The sequence below is a fragment of the Thalassospira lucentensis genome, assembly GCF_001613805.1.
GTDB classification, from domain to species: Bacteria; Pseudomonadota; Alphaproteobacteria; order Rhodospirillales; family Thalassospiraceae; genus Thalassospira; species Thalassospira lucentensis_A.
Genome location: NZ_LPVY01000012.1, coordinates 114,051 through 133,121, shown reverse-complemented (window position 1 = coordinate 133,121; position 19,071 = coordinate 114,051). Strand labels below are relative to the sequence as shown.

20 protein-coding genes are annotated in these 19,071 nt (G+C 55.8%); 12 read left to right on the top strand and 8 right to left on the bottom strand.

Features of this window, described 5'->3' with window-relative positions:
- Positions 1 to 2 precede the first annotated feature (2 nt).
- Genes AUP42_RS11625 through AUP42_RS11610 form a run of 4 tightly spaced genes read left to right on the top strand, consistent with a single transcriptional unit; the run spans position 3 to position 3,252 of the window.
- Complete coding sequence (locus tag AUP42_RS11625; RefSeq protein WP_062951780.1) at positions 3 to 845, top strand: ABC transporter ATP-binding protein; 843 nt, start codon at positions 3 to 5, stop codon at positions 843 to 845.
- 7 nt (positions 846 to 852) lie between these two features.
- Positions 853 to 1,626, top strand: a complete 774-nt coding sequence (locus AUP42_RS11620) for an ABC transporter ATP-binding protein (protein ID WP_082824744.1) — start codon at positions 853 to 855, stop codon at positions 1,624 to 1,626.
- 38 nt (positions 1,627 to 1,664) lie between these two features.
- Entirely contained in the window at positions 1,665 to 2,681 is a 1,017-nt protein-coding gene (locus AUP42_RS11615; RefSeq protein WP_062951779.1) for a dipeptidase, read from the top strand.
- A 16-nt stretch (positions 2,682 to 2,697) separates the two neighbouring features.
- Positions 2,698 to 3,252, top strand: a complete 555-nt coding sequence (locus AUP42_RS11610; RefSeq protein ID WP_062951778.1) for a hypothetical protein — start codon at positions 2,698 to 2,700, stop codon at positions 3,250 to 3,252.
- Positions 3,253 to 3,340: 88 nt separating this feature from the next.
- Here the strand turns inward: AUP42_RS11610 and AUP42_RS11605 are convergent, their stop codons facing one another.
- The gene (locus AUP42_RS11605; protein ID WP_062951777.1) at positions 3,341 to 3,766 is read right to left on the bottom strand and encodes an acyl-CoA thioesterase; all 426 of its coding nucleotides are present in this window, start codon (positions 3,764 to 3,766) and stop codon (positions 3,341 to 3,343) included.
- 291 nt (positions 3,767 to 4,057) lie between these two features.
- On the opposite strand from AUP42_RS11605, the gene parE reads away from it, so the two are divergent.
- Complete coding sequence (parE, locus tag AUP42_RS11600) at positions 4,058 to 6,040, top strand: DNA topoisomerase IV subunit B (protein ID WP_062951776.1); 1,983 nt, start codon at positions 4,058 to 4,060, stop codon at positions 6,038 to 6,040.
- Positions 6,041 to 6,126: 86 nt separating this feature from the next.
- Positions 6,127 to 7,047: a glutaminase gene (locus AUP42_RS11595; RefSeq protein WP_062951775.1), complete on the top strand. Its 921-nt coding sequence runs from the start codon at positions 6,127 to 6,129 to the stop codon at positions 7,045 to 7,047.
- Between the two features lie 39 nt (positions 7,048 to 7,086).
- On the opposite strand, the gene AUP42_RS11590 is transcribed toward AUP42_RS11595, so the two are convergent.
- On the bottom strand, positions 7,087 to 7,611 hold the full coding sequence (locus tag AUP42_RS11590; RefSeq protein WP_062951774.1) for a dihydrofolate reductase family protein: 525 nt from the start codon (positions 7,609 to 7,611) through the stop codon (positions 7,087 to 7,089).
- A gap of 81 nt (positions 7,612 to 7,692) precedes the next feature.
- On the opposite strand from AUP42_RS11590, the gene AUP42_RS11585 reads away from it, so the two are divergent.
- Positions 7,693 to 8,220, top strand: coding sequence for a TetR/AcrR family transcriptional regulator (locus AUP42_RS11585; protein WP_197467338.1), 528 nt, complete (start codon positions 7,693 to 7,695; stop codon positions 8,218 to 8,220).
- Between the two features lie 56 nt (positions 8,221 to 8,276).
- Here AUP42_RS11585 and AUP42_RS11580 read toward each other — a convergent pair whose 3' ends face one another.
- The gene (locus AUP42_RS11580) at positions 8,277 to 8,828 is read right to left on the bottom strand and encodes a cytochrome b (protein WP_082824743.1); all 552 of its coding nucleotides are present in this window, start codon (positions 8,826 to 8,828) and stop codon (positions 8,277 to 8,279) included.
- Between the two features lie 138 nt (positions 8,829 to 8,966).
- Between AUP42_RS11580 and AUP42_RS11575 the strand changes: the two genes are divergently transcribed.
- Together AUP42_RS11575 and AUP42_RS11570 are read left to right on the top strand one after the other, a co-directional pair.
- Complete coding sequence (locus AUP42_RS11575; RefSeq protein WP_062951771.1) at positions 8,967 to 9,581, top strand: hypothetical protein; 615 nt, start codon at positions 8,967 to 8,969, stop codon at positions 9,579 to 9,581.
- 324 nt (positions 9,582 to 9,905) lie between these two features.
- Positions 9,906 to 10,745 carry a substrate-binding periplasmic protein gene (locus tag AUP42_RS11570; RefSeq protein WP_197468276.1) on the top strand — a complete coding sequence of 280 codons (840 nt, stop codon included), beginning with the start codon at positions 9,906 to 9,908 and terminating at the stop codon, positions 10,743 to 10,745.
- Here the strand turns inward: AUP42_RS11570 and AUP42_RS11565 are convergent.
- On the bottom strand, positions 10,742 to 11,479 hold the full coding sequence (locus AUP42_RS11565; RefSeq protein ID WP_062951769.1) for an alpha/beta fold hydrolase: 738 nt from the start codon (positions 11,477 to 11,479) through the stop codon (positions 10,742 to 10,744). The two genes, AUP42_RS11570 and AUP42_RS11565, sit on opposite strands and share 4 nt — an antisense overlap.
- Positions 11,476 to 12,036: a hydrolase gene (locus AUP42_RS11560; protein WP_062951768.1), complete on the bottom strand. Its 561-nt coding sequence runs from the start codon at positions 12,034 to 12,036 to the stop codon at positions 11,476 to 11,478. The genes AUP42_RS11565 and AUP42_RS11560 overlap by 4 nt, the downstream gene beginning before the upstream one ends.
- A gap of 214 nt (positions 12,037 to 12,250) precedes the next feature.
- On the opposite strand from AUP42_RS11560, the gene AUP42_RS11555 reads away from it, so the two are divergent.
- Positions 12,251 to 14,095, top strand: coding sequence for a DEAD/DEAH box helicase (locus AUP42_RS11555; RefSeq protein WP_062951767.1), 1,845 nt, complete (start codon positions 12,251 to 12,253; stop codon positions 14,093 to 14,095).
- A gap of 91 nt (positions 14,096 to 14,186) precedes the next feature.
- Here AUP42_RS11555 and AUP42_RS11550 read toward each other — a convergent pair whose 3' ends face one another.
- Entirely contained in the window at positions 14,187 to 14,633 is a 447-nt protein-coding gene (locus AUP42_RS11550) for an Rrf2 family transcriptional regulator (RefSeq protein WP_062951766.1), read from the bottom strand.
- Between the two features lie 4 nt (positions 14,634 to 14,637).
- Positions 14,638 to 15,135, bottom strand: coding sequence for a GNAT family N-acetyltransferase (locus tag AUP42_RS11545; RefSeq protein ID WP_231858251.1), 498 nt, complete (start codon positions 15,133 to 15,135; stop codon positions 14,638 to 14,640).
- Between the two features lie 481 nt (positions 15,136 to 15,616).
- Between AUP42_RS11545 and AUP42_RS11540 the strand changes: the two genes are divergently transcribed.
- Positions 15,617 to 16,093: an Lrp/AsnC family transcriptional regulator gene (locus tag AUP42_RS11540; protein WP_062951764.1), complete on the top strand. Its 477-nt coding sequence runs from the start codon at positions 15,617 to 15,619 to the stop codon at positions 16,091 to 16,093.
- 38 nt (positions 16,094 to 16,131) lie between these two features.
- On the opposite strand, the gene AUP42_RS11535 is transcribed toward AUP42_RS11540, so the two are convergent.
- On the bottom strand, positions 16,132 to 17,493 hold the full coding sequence (locus tag AUP42_RS11535; RefSeq protein ID WP_231858250.1) for an MATE family efflux transporter: 1,362 nt from the start codon (positions 17,491 to 17,493) through the stop codon (positions 16,132 to 16,134).
- Positions 17,494 to 18,170: 677 nt separating this feature from the next.
- On the opposite strand from AUP42_RS11535, the gene AUP42_RS11530 reads away from it, so the two are divergent.
- A complete protein-coding gene (locus tag AUP42_RS11530) occupies positions 18,171 to 18,869 on the top strand; it encodes an alpha/beta hydrolase (RefSeq protein WP_062951763.1) in 699 nt (232 codons plus the stop codon).
- Positions 18,870 to 19,071: the final 202 nt, after the last annotated feature.

Below are 19,071 nucleotides of genomic sequence, written 5' to 3'. Positions count from 1 at the left end.
TCATGTCTAGCGACACCCTTCTGTCTGTCAAAAACCTCGCCATTACCTTTTCGACCTCCAAGGGACCAGTCCATGCCGTGCGCGGCGTATCGTTCGATCTTGGACGTGAACGGCTTGGGATTGTTGGCGAATCCGGTTCGGGCAAGTCCCAGACAGGGCGCGCCATTCTGGGCCTGACGGCGGCGAATGGCAAAATCACCGCCGATCAGATGCAATTCCATGATCTGGACCTGCGCAACCTGTCCAGACGCGACTGGCGCAAGGTCCGCGGTGCGCGCATTTCCATGATCATGCAGGACCCGAAATATTCGCTAAATCCTGTGATGACCATCGGCGATCAGATCATCGAAGCCTACCGCGAACATCATAAGGTCAACGCGCAAGAAGCCAAACGTCGCGCCCTTGATATGCTGGCCGCGGTTAAAATCCGCGATCCGGAACGCGTGTTCAAATCCTATCCGCACGAAGTATCGGGCGGGATGGGCCAACGCGTCATGATCGCCATGATGCTGATCCCCGATCCGGAAATCCTGATTGCCGATGAACCGACATCAGCCCTTGATGTCACGGTACAGCTTCAGGTGATGGCGATCCTTGATGATCTGGTGCGCGAACGCGGCATGGCGCTGGTCTTCATCAGCCACGACCTGCATCTGGTCTCAAGCTTCTGCGACCGGGTTCTGGTAATGTATCAGGGCCATGTCGTCGAAGAAATCCGCGCATCCGAACTGGATCAGGCCAAACACCCCTATACGCAGGGCCTTCTGAACTGCCTGCCGAAGATGGATGGCAATCATGCCGAACTTCCCGTCCTGACCCGCGAAGCCAGTTGGGCGGAGGCCTGAGATAAAAATGACTGCCATGATTGAAATCACCAAACTCAACGCCTGGTTTGATGACAACCACGTCCTCAAGGATATCGATATTTCGATCCCGGCCAACGGATCATTTGGTCTGGTGGGCGAGTCAGGATCGGGCAAATCAACCGTCCTTCGCACCATCACCGGCCTTGTCGATGACTGGGAAGGCAACATCCTTGTGAATAACAAGGAACTGACCAAAAAGCGCGACAAGACATTTTACCGTCTGGCGCAGATGGTCTTTCAGGACCCGTTCGGATCGCTTCATCCGCGTCACACGATTGACCGCATCCTGACCGAACCGGTCAATATCCACAAACTCGGCAATTCGGATGCCCGCGTGGTCGAGGCGCTAAAACAGGTCGGGCTCGATAATTCCTTCCGCTTCCGCTACCCCCATCAGCTTTCCGGCGGGCAGCGCCAGCGTGTCGCGATTGCACGTGCGCTTATTCTCGAACCGAAAATTCTGCTGCTCGATGAACCGACCTCGGCCCTTGATGTCTCGATCCAGGCCGAAGTATTGAACCTGCTAACCCGGTTGCGCAATGATCTGGGCCTTACCTATATCATGGTCAGTCACGATCTCGCCGTGGTCGCCCATATGTGCGACGATATCGCGATCATGAACCACGGCCGTATCGTCGAACGCGCCACCGCGGGCCAGCTTGCCGACGGCAAACTGGAAAATCCCTATTCGCAGCAGCTTTTCAAGGCCGCCGGGGGATATGACCGCGCCGTCATCGACAGTTTCGTGGATTGGGACTGAACACCGGCCCCGCACGCGCCAGAAGAACAAGGGACATCATGAACGTCACCACCGCCCCGCATACCCCCGCCAACCCGTCACGCCATCGCCCCGCCTTCACGTGGGATGCGCATGCCTGTCTGCCGCTTGATCCCAAAACCCCGATCAGCCTGCTTGATAACTATGTCGCGGGCGATGTTGATTATGTTTGCGTCAATGTCGGCATGGATATGAATTCCGTTGCCCATATCCTGCGCGTGATTGCCGCCTTCCGGGCCAAAATCGCCGCCCACCCCGACAAATACATGCAGATCGAATGCTTTGATGATCTGGCAATTGCCAAATCAAAGGGGTTGCTGGGGGTTGGTTTCGACCTCGAAGGCTCGGTCATGTTGCAGGACATGCCCGAAATGGTCCCGGTCTTTGCCAAACTGGGCGTAAAGCAGATCCACTTTGCCTATAACCGCAACAATTCGGTGGCGGGCGGTTGCCATGATGACGATATCCCGCTCACCGCGCTGGGTCATGCCATGGTCCGGGCTGTTAATAACGGCGGCATGATCATGGATTGCTCGCATACCGGTCGTCAAAGCAGCCTTGATATCATGAAGGCATCGATCAAACCGGTCGTCTTCAGCCACGCCAATCCCAAGGTGCTTGGCGGGCATGAACGCTGCATTGATGATGAACAGATCAAGGCCTGTGCCGATACCGGTGGGGTGATCGGCATTTGCGGCTTCCAGCGCTTCATCAAATCGCCCAACGCCCCCGAAGTCCCCGATATGATCCGCCATATCGACTATGCGGTAAAACTGGTCGGCGTGGATCATGTCGGCATCGGCCTCGATACGATGCCCAGTGTCGCGGGCACCAACGACTTCCCCGATGGCGTTGACCGCGCCTATTACTGGCCCGCCGAACGCGGCTATGGCCCCAATGCGGGTGGTGCCGCGGTGTTCGACCCGAAAAAGCTCCCCGCCCTTGCCGACGCCCTGATCGCCGGGGGCTACAAACCCGACGACGTCGACAAGATCATGGGTGAAAACTTTATCCGCGTGGCAAAGGAATGCTGGTAGTGGATCAATCTGGGCAATGAGAACACAAAACGGCCTTCCTGATATCGTGACACACAATTATGATCCCATCAGGGGCCGTTTCCAGAACATCTGCGATTTACCAAGATCAGAAGCTGAACGCATTCTTCAGGAAATTCGCCAGTCGCACCAATCACGACTAAAGGCGAACTATCTTGATCGCCGATTGCATGTTGAGAAGTGGTTGCGAACGGAACGTCAGAAGCTGATTGGTTCGACAAGCCGAAATATACCAATCTATTTTTTCGTCGGTGACTTCGCTGACGGTAGGGACCCGTTGCGTCCAAAATCGCTTCGAATGCGTTTGGACACCTTTCCAGAAGATGTTGTTACCTTCACCTACTCGGACAGCATGAGTTGCTTCGAAAGCGCGAACGCAAGTGACGAACAATCGCCACCTTTTCCCAGAAAGCTGTTCACTCTGAAAAGTTTGAAAGAGGCCCTTCAAAATTGGGGCATGCCGACAAACTTTTCCTCTACGCAGTCCGGGCGGCAGCCATTCATTGAAATGCAGTTATGGGACGACGCGCCGCTGCACCAGTTTCCGACTTAAAGTCCTGCCTGACAGCATCGTAATCACAAAAGCACGTTTCGGATGGGATGCGCCAAAGCAGGACTCTTGAAACTGTTGGCGGGCAAACTCAGACCGCAACCTCGTCCTTGCGCACCGGGCGTGGACGGCCTTCGGCGTCAATCGCGACAAAGGTAAAGGTTGCCTCTGTCACCTTGATGCGCGGCGGCTGGTTTTTGCGCAGCACCCAGCTTTCAAGATGCAGCACCATCGATGTATTGCCGATCCGTTCGATATCGCCATACACGCACACCACATCCCCGACATAGACCGGACGATGGAACGTCATGCCGTCAACCGCGACCGTGGCAACGCGCCCCTCGGCAATCTGGCTTGCCATCACCCCGCCCGCGATATCCATCTGCGACATCAGCCAGCCGCCGAAAATATCACCGCTCGGGTTGGTGTCGGCGGGCATGGCAAGGGTTCGGGTGCACATGTCGCCGCGCGGCATGGTGTTGTCGGTACCGTGTGTGGTCTCACTCTCATTTGCCATCGGGCTTACTCCTGTCTGGGCGCGCCATTCACGCGGGCCGATATTTTTATTGGACCTGACGGTCTCGGTTTTCGTGACAAGTCTGGCACCGTTTTCTGCGCTGCCACAACGAAATTATGATCTCTGGCAAGACCACCGCTTGCATTCACGCCCAAAAAACATTTTTATGGGTCGCATCTGAAAACATATGATACTCGTTAAGCCTAAAGGCATCCAACCCCGTAAAATCAATCAACAGATATGCGTCGTTGGACCTTGTTTTAACATAATAAAGAAGTTGCGTTCCGGGGCATGACCGACCTTTTCGAAGATTCAAACCAATCGACCACAAACGCCTATTCCGCCAAGGATATCGAAGTTCTCGAAGGCCTGGAGCCTGTGCGCCGCCGTCCCGGTATGTATATCGGGGGCACGGACGATGCCGCACTGCATCACCTGGTTGCCGAAATCCTCGATAACTCGATGGACGAGGCCGTCGCCGGCCATGCCGACTGGATCGAGCTGGAACTCAGAACCGACAACACCGTCATGGTGCGCGATAACGGGCGTGGTATTCCGACCGATCCGCATCCGAAATTCCCCGATAAATCAGCGCTTGAAGTCATCCTGACCACGCTTCATTCGGGCGGCAAGTTTTCGGGCAAGGCCTATGAAACATCCGGCGGTCTGCACGGGGTGGGTATGTCGGTCGTGAACGCGCTGACCGACAAATTCCGGGTCGAAGTCGCACGTGATCGCAAACTGGTGTTTCAGGAATATTCCAAGGGCACCCCGCTCGGTCCGCTTCAGGATGGCGGTGCGGTCAATAACCGCCGTGGCACCACGGTCATCTTCCGCCCCGATCCCGAAATTTTCGGCAACCGGGCCAAGCTGAAACCCGCCACGATCTTCCGTATGGCGCGGTCCAAGGCGTATCTGTTCAAGGGTGTTGAAATCCGCTGGTCGGTCGATCCGGAATTGCTGACCAGTGATGATCCGACCCCGCAGAACGAAGTCCTGAAATTCCCCAACGGGATTCTCGATTACCTGAACATGACCATCGAAGGTCGTGATCTGATCACCGAACGCCCGTTCGCAGGCGAAGCCAAGTTTTCCGAAAGTGCCGGTCGCGTTGAATGGGCGATCGCATGGCCAGATGGCGGCGAAGGGTATTTCCATTCCTATTGTAACACCGTCCCGACCCCGCTTGGCGGCACGCACGAGGCCGGTTTCCGCTATGCCCTGACCAAGGCGATCAAGACTTATGGCGACATGGTCGGTCAGAAAAAGGCCGCGGCCATCACCGCCGAGGACGTCTTTGGTGGCGGTTGCATCATGCTCTCCGTCTTCATTCCCGATCCGCAGTTCCAGGGCCAGACCAAGGAAAAGCTTGGCACCGCATCGGCCACCAAGCTGGTTGAAACCGCGGTTCGCGACCATTTCGATCACTGGCTGACCGGTGATACCGAAAATGCCAAGCGCCTGCTTGAACGCATCATCCTGCGCGCCGAAGAACGCCAGCGCCGCAAGGAAAAGAAAGAAACCAAACGCCAGTCGGCGACCCGCCGCCTGCGCCTTCCGGGCAAGCTTGCCGATTGCTCACGTTCCATCGCCGCCGGAACCGAAATCTTCCTCGTCGAAGGTGACTCGGCAGGTGGTTCCGCCAAACAGGCACGTGACCGTGAAACGCAGGCCGTTCTGCCGCTGCGCGGTAAAATCCTTAACGTGGCGTCCGCGACCCGTGAAAAGATGATGGCCAACCAGGAAATCAAGGACATGATCGAAGCCTTTGGCTGCGGTTCCGGCTCCGATTTCCGGCTTTCCGATCTGCGCTATGAACGCATCATCATCATGACCGATGCGGACGTCGATGGCGCGCATATCGCATCCCTTCTGATGACCTTCTTCTATCAGGAAATGGCTGGCCTGATTGAAAACGGCAATCTGTATCTTGCCATGCCGCCGCTTTACCGCCTGACACAGGGCGGCAAATCCATCTATGCGATGGATGATGCGGAAAAAGAGGTCCTGCTCGATACCGAATTCAAGAACCGCGGCAAGGTCGAGATTTCCCGATTCAAGGGTCTGGGTGAAATGCCGCCCCAGCAGCTTCGCGAAACCACGATGGCGCCGAAAAAGCGCACCTTGCTGCGTGTCTGCCTGCCCGATGCGGCCGAACCCGATGCCCGTGGCCAGACCAAGGATCTGGTCAATCGCCTGATGGGCAAAAAGCCGGAGCTTCGCTTCCAGTTCATTCAGGAACATGCCCGCTTTGTCGAGGATATCGACGTCTGATCGGATTAAAATTCTTCATCATCAAACCCGGTGTCCTGCACCGGGTTTTTTGTCCCTGACAGCCTGACAAACAAAGCGGACACATAATGACCCACAATTATGCCGCCATCCTCCAGGATATTTCGGACGCGATCCACCAGACCGATTTTGCCGATGCCCGCAAGGTCGACTACATCCCGGCCCTTGCCAGCGTCCCGGATGATCACTTTGCCATGGTTCTGCGCACCGCAGGCGGAAACGAACTTGCCATTGGCCAGGCCGACCTGCCCTTTTCCATCCAAAGCATTTCCAAGGTCTTCGCCCTTGTGCTGGCCCAGCGCGCGCACGGCGATGACTTATGGAAAGCCGTCCGGCGCGAGCCATCCGGTTCGGCCTTCAATTCCCTGATCCAGCTTGAACAGGAACACGGCATCCCGCGCAATCCCTTCATCAATGCCGGGGCGATCCGTGTTGCGGATCTGATCGCATCACGCTACGCCAATCCAGATCGTTCGGTGGCCGAATTCCTTGGCCAGCTTTGCGGCAATCCCGGCATTCGCGTTGATAACGATGTCTATCTGTCCGAGGATCAGCACGGTGATCGCAACCGTGCCATTGCCTATCTGATGAAAAGCTTCGGCAAACTTGATAACCCGGTCGAAGACGTCGTGCGCGCCTATTTCAAGCAATGTTCGGTCGCCATGACGGCCCGTGAAATGGCGCGCGCCGCCTTCTTCCTTGCCAACAAGGGTGTCGACATCGATGACCGCACCGTGATCGCCCCCGAAGAAACCAGCCGCGTCAACGCCCTGATGCTGACATGTGGCATGTATGACGGGGTCGGTGATTTTGCCTTTACCGTCGGCATTCCGGCCAAAAGCGGGGTTGGCGGCGGCATCATCGGTGTCATTCCCGGTGAATTTTCCGTCTGTGTCTGGTCCCCACGCCTTGACGCACGGGGTAATTCCGCGGCCGGTATCAGGGCGCTTGAAATGCTGATCCGCGCCATAGGACGATCCGTTTTCTGAGCCGGACAACAGGCCGACGCTCAGCCCTACAGGAGGTCTCTAGAACCGGTAGTGCAACCGCACACACCCACGATCAAGCGCCTGCACACTGATCAGCGTCGGGCTGGTGCGAAATCCCGTCATTGGAAAAAGCTGTCTTCCACCGCCAAGCATTTCGGGCATGACGTAAATTTCGATTTCGTCCAGCGCCCCGCGTTCCAGAAATGCCATCTGCAGTTGCCCACCACCCAACATCCAGATATCCCCGTCATCAAGCGCACGAAGCTCCTTGATCAAGGCATCGACATCACTGCGCACTTCAATTTCCGCAACAGGATTCTCAATCGGACGCGATGTCACAACAATCACTCGTTGCGCACCGTATGCCCAGTCTGATGGCTGTCGGGCAATGAAATCATAAGTCCTCCGCCCCATCACAACGGTACGAATGCGCTTGAGAAACTTGTTATAATCATGATCACCAAGTTCCATGCCGTCATATGCAAAAAGCCAGTCAAGGTTGTCATCCTGATCCGCAATCATTCCGTCCAGACTGCTGGCGATATATCCAAGAATTCTAGCCACAATGAATTCTCCATTGATTTATAAATGAACATACATTTATAAATCTTTATGGCAAGAAGCAAGACGATTCCCGATGACCAGGTGCTCGACACCCTTTTTGAAACCCTGCTGGAAACCGGCCCGGCCGGGCTGACTTTTGCACGAGCGGCAAAATCATGCGGCCTGTCCCCGGCAACACTGGTACAGCGATATGGCAATCGTGATGCACTCGTTTTGGCTATTCTGCTACGCGCATGGGACCAGCTTGATACTGAAACGTCCACTGCGGATATGCAGGAACCACTAACGCCAGACGGCGCCATCGCCCTTTTGATGCGCCTGATGCCGCCCGAAACGGCAGAACGCGATACCACTGACGGCCTTCTTTTGCTGCGTGAAGATATCCGCAATCCGATACTGCGCGAACGCGGGGCCGCATGGGGGCACCGCCTTGCCGAAATACTTGGCCGCCGCCTGTCGGACAACCAAGTAGAAGGCAAACAGCTTGGCTGGCAAATGGCAAGCATCTGGCAAGGTGCCCATACATGGTGGGCATTTACGCGTGATCAGTCGGCCGATCACGCCATCCGGACGGCCTTGCGAGAATGGGTAACACGAGTCATCAAATAACAAATCTCAAAACCCGACATGTTGGCCGGGTTTTGAGATTGATGCCTGGCTGTTTATCACTTCCGCAACCACGGCACATAGCGCGCCAGAACCTCATCATGGCGGATAAAGTGATGCCAAATGGCGGCAATCACATGCAACGCGACCAATGTCACCAGAACCGGGACAAAAAATTCGTGAATTTCCTCGCCCCCTTCATGAAGCCATTCGATCCGCCCCAGATCGGGTAATGAAAACAATCCGGCGACCGAAAAACTGCGCCCCGATGTCATCACCGCCAAAAGCCCGGTGACCGGCATCGCAATCATCACCAGATACAGCAAACCATGCGCGATGCGTGCCATTATTTTAACGATACGCGGATCATCGCCCACCGCCACCGGGGATTGGCGCAAGACCGCCCAAATGCGCGGCAGGAAAAGAACCAGCACCGAAATCCCCAGCAGGGCATGATATCCCATCATGGCCCCCCGTTCAGAGCGCGGGAAATCCTCCATGACCTGACCAATGACAAAGGCACCGATGATCAGAAGCACCATGATCCAGTGCAATACCGGAACCGACCAGTGCGGCCATCGCGAAATTTGCCTTTCAGAGATAACAGACATAATTGTACCCTCATGACGCAATATGATGAAACTGATCCCGCCCAAACTTTAGGTGCAAAGTTTCGCAAGGGTTTGTCGCATCTGTATCAATTTGTCGCAGACCGGAATTTTATCGCCCCACACCCGTAAGGAGCCCCCATGAGCCCCCTTTCCAACGCTTCGAAACAATTGTCTCCGCGCGCCATTTTGCGCGTGCTTGCGGGCGGCGTTATGGGAAGTGCCTTGTTGCTGGCGGGGTGCAGCAACATGACCGTGGTTGAATATCCGAACTATCATGTTGCCGAAGTCGAAAGCTTCAAAACCTATGGCGCGCCAAGCCGGATCATGATGGTCGAAGTTCATGACAGGGAAAACCTTGTCACCCCGGAAACATGGGCATCTGCACTGTCCAATCACGGTTATCCGCCACGTCTTGATTTCATTACTGATGCCGGTGATCTCGCCCCGAATCAGACCCTGCGCGATGGCTATCGCGTCGTCGTTGCCGTCAGCCCATCGCAAACAACCATGGGCGAAAAAATGTGTACCTCGCCCGAGACTACCGATTATCCCGCAGACACAACCCGTATCCCGGTCCGGATTGCATTCTGTGCGGGTGACAGCCCGATCTCCGAACTCCGCGCGCACTTCATAAAAGATGAATTCGAACAACACCTTATCGAAAACGGGGATACAATTATCTACCAACTGTTTCCCCGCTATATCCGTGATGACGATGACCATCGATGCGGCATGAGGCGCGCGGACTGCTAAACCAAAAATAGCAATTGGTATAAATCCCGCCGGATCACACTTGCTCTTGCTCTCCATTCCGGGCAACCTGTCTTCAACTACCCACAAGGGTAGGCATCAGGCATGAAAATAAATGCCGATAAAAACAGGGAAGACTACTCGAATGGGGAATGACCGTTGCCAGAAATGGCACGTAATGGCGGATTGCGCGCGCCCATCTGGTTGCCTTTGGCACTGGCTGGCGACCCTGAAATGAAAAACAGGGTAAACTTGAAGTCTTCTGTCCTGTCTGTGTGGCCTCTGATCCTGCCATATCTGCGTGGCATGGTTTGCACCGGATTTATCATGATCATGGCATGCGCCGCGGGGCCGGGTTCGGCGGCGAAGGCCAATGACAATCATCCCGATCCCGTTAATGCTTATGACCTGAGCCTGACCATCCTTGCCGATCAGGAAGCCTTCCCGCAAAGCTATCAGGTCAATGGCCATGCCAGTGGTGCGCTTTACGACCTGCTGCATGATTTCAGCAAACTTCAACAGATCGACATGACCTTCCAGAATTTGCCGCTGAAACGCGCACTCGAAGACAGTCATAATAACCCGACCGGGTTCATCGGCATTCCCGGAGACACCAAAACCGGTGCCTTCATCCTGTCGGACGGCATCAGCACCACAAGCCTGCATGCGATCACCCTCAAACAACGTGATCTGGTGATCAAACGCCCAGCCGACCTTGACGGCCTGCAGGTCTCCATGGCGCGCGGCCTGCAACTGCATGGTCAACTCGCCCGCCATCGCGACGAGGGACGCTTTGACGTCATCTGGTTCAACTCGATCCGTCAATCGATTGCCCTGCTGCTTGCCGGGCGGGTTGATGTCGCACTGATCTATTGCGGCTACGCGCAAAAGGCATCGCTAAAGCAGGTTACCCATTTGACCGATGATGAAATTGCCGCATTGTCGATCCACCGCACGCCGCTGATGAATACGATCAATCGCCTTGCATTGCCGGCAAGCCCCGTCAATGCTCGCCTGATACGACGTTTTAACAGCTACCTCGCCAGACAGCGCAGCAACGGCGCACTTGAAAAGCTCTATGCGCAGTATCTGACCGATGAAAACACCATCGAAATGGTTCTAAGCGATACGCTCGTCCCGTCCGACACCAGGATATCAACACCCTAGGTCACAAGTTCGCATAAGGCATCGGCAAAGATGTCGGGTTGTTCCAGGGGGACATAATGCCCTGCCCCGGCAACATCAATCATCGTCGCACCGGCAATACATGCCGCCATTTCATGATGCGATGCCAGGCTGATCACCCGATCAGCCTCCCCGACCATCACGGTGCAGGGCATATCAAGTTCCGATAACAGCGCCATGCTGTCCGGGCGGTTGGCAACCGCCGTGATCTGGCGCCTGAACACATCAACACCAAAATCCTCTGCCATATCCGAAAGCAGGCCGATCAGTTCCGCATCATGGCGATGATCGGGATGGAGCATGTCATCAAGCATCGCGTCATTCACCCCCTGAAACGGCAGGCTCCGACCGGAAATCCGTGCGAGTAACAAGCGACGCCTGCGCATCGCCGGGTCGTCTTTCGTCGCCCGCGTATTCACCAGCATCAGATGCGAAACGCGCCTGCGCGCCATGCGCAGGATTTCAAACGCGACATACCCGCCCATCGACATCCCCACCAGCGCAAACCGGTCTGGCGCCTGATCAAGGACGGATCGCGCCATCGCCAGCACATTGTCCTGCATATCAAGCGGGGGAATGATCGGCATGATTGCCGGGCATGGCATCAATCCTTTGCGTGCGGCCAACCGGTCGATAACCGGCTGCCACATCCGCTGATCGGCCAGCATGCCCGACAGAAAGACGACCGGAATGACCGGTTTGGGCTCCGCCGTCATTTGATCAGCGCGCTCAGTTCCTTGAATTCCGGGGTTCCTGCCACGCGCAGCCATTCAAACATAACGCTTTCCCGCGTCACGATTTTCGCCCCGGCATCGCGCATCCGTTCCAGCCCGAAAATCTTGTCATGCATGCTGCGCGATGTCACCGCATCGGCGACCACATAAACCTCGCGCCCGCGATCAATCAGTTCCATCACGGTCTGAAGCACGCACACATGGGTTTCCATCCCGGCAATGACGATCTGATCACGCCCCGGTGTTTCTTCGATCTTTTCCATGAAGCCGTCGGCCGGCACGCTTGAAAAACTGACCTTGGAAACGACATTGCCACCATCGGCGGTATCGGACGCCTTCATCATCAGATCAAGGATCGCGGGGGCCGTATGGCCAAGCCCCTTGGGATATTGTTCGGTGACAATGACAGGAACATTCAAACGGTTGGCGCATTTGACAAGAAAGCAGCAATTCTCGACAGTCTGGTCAGGGTCCTGACAGGCCGGATAGAGCTTTTCCTGAACATCGATAATCACCAGACTTGCACGTGATGCGTCCATCAACACCGTTTTTCTCCCTGTTTCATTATGTATTTCACCAGATTACGCTTCCGGTCTGTGGCAAACAAGCCTCTCGCACAGGGTTAAATTGCCTCTTTAACCCTTTTTTGAGGCGTTTTTCTTGACTTAATTAAGGCTTCGCTTTACGACGCAAGCTGCTTTATCGCAGCGATAATCACATCATAACGCATTCTATTGCGGGAAAACGAACCATATGAATTTCGCCGATCTCGGTCTGAGCGAAGATATCCTCAAAGCCGTCGCAGACGCCGGCTATGATACCCCGACCCCCATTCAGAGCCAGGCCATTCCGTCCGTCCTGATGGCACGTGACATTCTGGGCTGTGCACAGACAGGTACGGGCAAGACAGCCAGCTTTACCCTGCCGATGCTCGATATTCTGCATCATGGCCGTGCGCGCATGCGGATGCCCCGTTCGATCATTCTCGAACCGACCCGCGAACTCGCGACCCAGGTAGCAGCAAACTTCGACACCTACGGCAAATACATGTCGTTGTCCAAGGCGCTGATCATCGGCGGGGAATCCTTCGTCGAACAGCAGAAAATCCTTGAAAAGGGTGCCGACGTCATCATCGCGACCCCGGGTCGCCTGATCGATACCTTTGAACGCGGCAAACTGCTTCTGTCGGACTGCAAACTGCTGGTGATCGACGAAGCCGACCGCATGCTTGATATGGGCTTCATTCCCGACATTGAAAAAATCGTCAATATGCTGCCCAAGCAGCGCCAGACGCTTTTCTTCTCGGCGACCATGCCCAAGGAAATCCGTCGCCTTGCCGACAAATTCCTGTCCAACCCCAAGGAAATCACCGTTTCCCCGCCCTCGACCATGGCGACCACGGTGGAACATAAACTCCTTGTCATGGATGAAATGGACAAACGCGAAGCCCTTCGCAAACTTGTCCGTCAGGAAAACGTCAAGAACGCCTTCGTGTTCTGCAATCGCAAAAAAGACGTCGATATCCTGTTCAAATCGCTGACCAAGCACGGCTTCAATGCCGGTCGCATGCATGGCGATCTGGTCCAGAGCGAACGCACCGAAACGCTTGATAAATTCAAATCGGGCGAAATCACCCTGCTGATCTGCTCGGACGTGGCCGCACGTGGTATCGACGTTGCCGATGTCTCGCACGTCTTTAACTTCGACGTGCCCTTCAACGCCGAGGATTACGTGCATCGTACCGGTCGTACCGGTCGTGCCGGCCGCGCAGGCAAGGCCTTCATGCTGGCCGTGCCCGAAGACGGCAAACTTGTTGCTGCGATCAACAAATCCATCAACATGGACATTCCCCTGACCGAGCTTGAAGGCATCGAAACCCTTGAACTTGACTTCACCGGCAAAAAACGCCGCACGAAGAAAAGCCGCAAGGCACCGGTGCGTGACGCCTCCCCGCGCAATGATCGTCCGGCACGCAACAGCAACCGTGACGACCGCGCTGAGCGTGACGCCAAAGCCGCTGCCCCTGCCCGTAACGAGCCAAAGCAGGATGCACCGGCACAGCCGCCGCGCGAAAATGCGCCACAGCGCGATACAAAGCCGCGCAATGATCGTTCCAGCCGCCCGGCCTATCAGGACCGCGACCGCAATGCAGGACGTTCATCGTCGCGTCGTGACCGGGATGATCGTTATGACCGTGACGACAAACCGGTGATCGGTCTTGGCGATCACGTTCCGGCCTTCCTGCTGACCCCGGTTCCGGCATCAAGCCTCGGCAAGCCACGCGCCGACGAGGTCGAGAAGAAGGCACCGGCCAGGAAATCACCGGCAAAAGCCACGCGCGCCAAACCGGCCCGCACCAGAACGTCCAGGGCCGCCGCCAAGAAAGAAGCCCCGGCACCCGAGGCAAAGGACGAAACGGTCGCATCTTCTGCACCAGTGGCAACTCCGGCTCCGGCAACTGAAGACGCCCCGGCCAAGGAAGAAAAGCCAAAGGCCGCCCGTCGTCCACGCAAAAAGGCTGCTCCGAAAAAACCCGCCGCGAAAAAGGCTGAAAATGCCGACACCGCGCAAAGCGATCCCGTGACCAGCGAAAGCTGATGCTGCGGGAACCTTCCGGGTTCTGAAAATCAAAAAGGCCGTCAGAGAAATCTGACGGCCTTTTTGTTTATGCGATGATCGCAAACGGCACTTAAACCGCGCGGAACAATCCGGTCGAACTCGGCTTTTCCGGGCGGCGCTTGCGCATCAGTTTCAGCATGGTTTCAATCGAAATCGACAGCAGCGTCGCATGGGTGATTTCCTCGATCTCGTCCATCACCAATGACAATGCTGCACCGGCATTGGTTTCCTGCACAATGCCGCTTGTCGGACCTGCCCCGACCTCTTCAAACAGCCTGACAACATCCAGAAGCGTCGTGCGCTTGGCATTACCACAGAAACGATAACCGCCACCGGCCCCGCGGACCGATTCAACCAGCCCCGCCCGGCCCAGATCGCGCAGGACCTTTGCCAGATGGTTGGTCGAAATATTGTATCTTTCGGCGATTTCGGATGCCGAAAGCTGCCGGTCGGTATCCTCGGCCAGTTCCAGCACGGCATATAATGCGAACAGGGTCGCCTTCTGCAAAGACATCATGGCGTTACACCCCTTCGTCCATATCGGTTTCAAGCTGGATAAAGGGTCCGGCCATCATGCCCTGCGCGCGGAAGAACGACATAAGGTCAGTCGCATCGCGCGGGATCATGGTGCGGATCTTGGTCACGCCGGCCTTGCGGAAACAGCGACAGATTTCCTTGTAAAGAATGCTGCCGATCCCGCCCATGCGCAAATTCGGCTCGACACTGACGGTACCGACCCAGCCGCACGGGACCGAGTTGAATTCCCACGACCGGACTTCACCGAAAATGCAGCCCAGAAGCGTATCGCCTTCTTCGGCAATCAGGAAAAACCGGGAATCTTTCCGGTTGCCATAACGGGTGAACAGATCATCCCAGTAATCGGGCTTGCGAAGGCCCGTTGTGCGATCATCAAGATCGACAACATTGGCAAGGTCATCTTTGACTGCCGGACGAATATTGATTTTATGCTCGCCAATCGTGACCAGGTTATATCCCGGTGTATCTTGCGCAGCGTCCACCACGTAATGCCTTTCTTGTCCTGCAGGTTGGCAAAACCCCAACCCCCCAGCTCCTGACAGGAGAATACCCATAGTAAAAATACGTAAATTGGTACGATTATACTACACTGTCATTACCACGCGCGGCAACGATAAGTTCCGCCGCAGGTGCGAACAAAGCAAAGCAATGCAAGGATTTGAACCACCTAACCCCGATATTTGTTCTGTGCAAGTCCTAACGTTTTCGGCACTGCAAACCAGACTATCCTGACATGCTCCGCAACCGGGAATTTCGCCTTCCTCTGGTCCGGCTTCGAAATCACAATCTGTTACCGTAAAAACATCGCGCACGGATCACGCAAAGATTGACAGGAACGCGAAGTCATGGCTTATCGCGCAGCATGATTTTTGCGCTGGCGGGTAATTTATGCAAAGCCCGCAATGCTGCAAAATCAACCCGGATCACAATAATATCTATCGAGTACAAGGAGTGGGGCACGCCATGGCGCGCAACGGTTTCGACGCAATTGATCGCAAAATTCTTCGCGAAATTCAGGAAGACGGGCGCATCTCGATGGTCGAACTGGCCGACAAGGTTGGTCTTTCCGTCTCTCCCTGCCTGCGTCGCCTGCGCAAGCTCGAAGAAAGTGGCGTGATCCGTAAATATGTCGCCCTGCTGGCCCCGTCACATCTGCGTCTGGGAGTGAATGTTTTTGTCACCGTGTCCCTGACCCAGCATGACGAACCGTCGCTGCGCCGTTTTGAAACCGCCGTGCAGTCCCACCCGGAAATCGTTGACTGCTACGCCATGGTCGGCAATCAGGATTACATGATGCGCATCGTCGTGCAGGACCCGGCCGCCTATCAGCGTTTCCTGTCCGAAGTCATGATGAAGCTGCCCGGTGTCGCCAATATCAAATCAAGCTTCACCCTGCACGAAGTCAAAAACAGCACCACCCTGCCCGTACCCGAGGCATAAGGCACCCTATATTCCGGCGCATATGGCCGAAATCCGCCCTAAACCGTGGCAATCCGGCGATCGGGAATGATCGTCGGAAACAGCACCGCAAGCGTCACCCCGCGCAGCAGGAAAAACGCGTTAAACGACGCCCACAGCAGATGGTTGCTGTCCACCACCACCGCCCCCCACGCCATCCCGGCATAGATCGCAACCGACAAAAGCATCATGTTGCGCCAGTGCTTGGTCTGCATCGCGCCCAGAAATACCCCGTCAAACTGAAAACCAAGCACCCCGGTAATCGGCAACATCACCGCCCACAGCAAATAGCTGTAAGATGCATCGCGCACTTCCGGGATCGACGTCAGGCCATCAATGATCCACGGCCCGGCAAGGCCAAAGATCGCCGCCATCACCACCGCCGATGCAATCGCCCAGATCGTTGTCTTTCGCACCGCCCACAGGAACTGTTTGCGCCGTTCCGCCCCATAGGCCTGCCCGACAAGCGTTTCCGCCGCATGGGCAAACCCGTCCAGCGCGAATGACCCGAACATCAGGAAATTCTGCAACACCGCATTCGCTGCCAGCGTCACCTCGCCAAAGCGGGCGGAAAAACTGGTGAAAATTGCAAAGGCCGATGTCAGCGCCATGGTGCGCACAAAGATATCACCATTGATTTTCATCAGGCGCGCCAGTTGGGTGCGATCAAAAATACCGATCCCGCGCCACGTCCCGCCAAGCCGTTTGAGATGCGGCTGCATCAGGAACCAGCCCAGCATCACACCGGAATAATCGGCAATCACGGTTGCCCCGGCAACCCCTTTGACGTCCCAGCCAAAGCCCTGCACAAACAGGATATCCAGAACCATGTTCAGGCTGTTTAACACCACCTGGAAAATAAACACCGCGCGCGCGTCGCGCATCGCCAGCAACCAGCCCAGCATGCAGTACTGCATCAATGTCGCGGGCGATGCCCAGATGCGCACATGGAAATAATCCCGTGCTGCCGCCTCGACCGCCGCGGTCGGCTGGATCAAGGCCATTGCAAGCTCGATGATCGGCCATTGCAGCACCATGACCGCAAGCCCCGCCGTCACCGCAATCAGGGCCGCCCTAGCAAAAACCGCCCTTACCCCGTTCGGATCACGCCGCCCGTAGGCCTGTGCCGCAAGCCCGGTGGTCGCCATGCGTAAAAAGCCAAAGCTCCAGAACACATAGGAAAAAATCAGCGCCCCGACCGCGACCGCCCCGATATAATGCGGACTGTCCAGATGGCCGACCACTGCGGTATCAACCGCACCCAGCAACGGAACGGTGGCATTGGACAGGATAATCGGCAGGGTCAACGCCAGAACGCGTCGATCCCCCTTGCCGACCCAGCGGCGCGTACGGCTCAGACGGGAACTCGTCGGGGAACTCATCGGGGCCTCGGAAAATCTTCTTCGGATGGGGCGAATTCCGGATCATCCGGAGGACTTCTTGTGACACAGTTTGCACAGGTGCAAAAGGCACCTTTGGAACTGTTATGCATCAAAGAATCCACATTGTGGAATACCATCCACCCCTCATTCACCCTTTAGGCGATTTTTCTCCGCCTGCCCGACCCTCTCAAAACCCGCCAGGCACGCAAATTCATGTCATGATTTTTTCACAATTTCCGACAAATGACTGTGAAATCGCAATAAATTTGTGACAGGAATTTCGACCATTTGGCCATGATTGCTGCCCAAAATACTATCCCAATGAATAGTTCGCCGTCGCAAAATCATGCTTTATTGACAGAAATCCTGATCAATTCTGGCTATACCGGGCCAATCATCCACAAAGTTATCCACAGGTCATATTACAGGCCATATCACAACGTGGATCATGGCCCTGTTCCGTCATTTACCTGCCCGATACATCACCCGCCGGGTATTTGTCCGACCAATCTCTCCTTTGGCCCCATACAATGCGGGGCAAACCGATCCTTTACCGCTTCATCAGGGAACAGTGTCGCAATCAAATTGCTGCCACTGAAAACCGCCAGATATAAAAAGACTGGCCGTTGCGACGCAGCATTGCTAATCAGGGACAAAGACAAACGAAGGGATCTGACATGACCGCCGAAACCGCATTGAACGGACCGATGCTGCCGGCCGCATCGGGCACGACCAAAAGCATCGTGATCCTGCTGCATGGCTATGGCGCCGATGGCAATGACCTGATCGGGCTGGCACCGCATTTTGCTCGTGCCCTGCCCGACACCGCGTTTTATTCGCCCAATGCCCCGTTCCCGTGTGAAATGTCGCCGTTTGGGCGGCAATGGTTCAGCCTGGCCGAATATGATCCGGAATTTCTCCGCCGTCAGCCCGAAACCATGTCGGGCGCGCTGCGCGCCATGGCCGAGGGGGCAGCGAAAAACTCCGCCTATATCGACCGCTTCATCGATACCCTTCTGGCCGAACATGACCTTTCGGCAGACAAACTTGCCCTGATCGGCTTCTCGCAGGGCACGATGATGTCGCTGCAAACCGCACCGCGTCGCGATCCGGCTCTGGCCGGTGTCGTCGGTTTCTCGGGCGCGCTTCTGGGTGACGAGGCATTTGCAAGCGCGATCAAAACCAGACCGCCGGTTCTGCTGGTACATGGCACCGCTGATCCGGTCGTCCCGATCGAGGCATCCCGACAGGCACTTGATATCCTGACCGCCAACGGCTTTGCCGCCGAACTGCACGAACGTCCCGGCCTTCAGCATGGCATCGACGAGGAAGGCATTCTTCTGGCGATGAAATTCCTGCAATCGCATCTTGGCTGAAAACGCCCGGCAATTCCGACACACCGCCAGACACCTGCCCTCACATCGAAGGCAGGTGTTTTCGTATATGATGTTACAGGATTTTTTCTGCACCTTATTGAAAGACCAACGGCCCATCCCAAAGTATAGGAAATCTGTCTGGACAGCGGCAGAAAGCCCGACAATCATATTGTCGGGGCATCTATACATTCGGAGTGGGTCG